This window comes from Psychrobacter sp. AOP5-GZ1-6 (assembly GCF_052376345.1).
Lineage (GTDB): Bacteria > Pseudomonadota > Gammaproteobacteria > Pseudomonadales > Moraxellaceae > Psychrobacter.
In genome coordinates, this window is the sequence record NZ_JBQSVP010000383.1 from 1 (window position 1) to 303 (window position 303).

1 pseudogene is annotated in these 303 nt (G+C 45.9%); it reads right to left on the minus strand.

The window, feature by feature from the left end:
• A pseudogene (locus ACT3RN_RS16310) lies at positions 1-303 on the minus strand (IS3 family transposase); the annotation flags it as partial.

Here is a 303-nt window from a genome sequence, read left to right on the forward strand (position 1 = left end):
TTGATTCTAAGGTTGAGTTCAAGCTCGCAGTAGATGCGATATACCCGCTTATGGTTGTACGGCAGTCCTAGCACATTACGCAAGGTTAAAAAGCACAAGCCAAAGCCCCAGTTCTTGTTCTCATCAGTCAGTTTGATAAGTAAGTCCGCTATTTGCTGGTTCTCATCTGTTACCACCGACTTGTGATAATAACAGGTGACGCTGATGTTAAAGATACGGCAAGCACGGCGTATGCTAATGCTACGATCTTCAATATAGTGACAAGCCATCTGCCGGCGCCTTTGGGGCGCTACCACTTTTTTG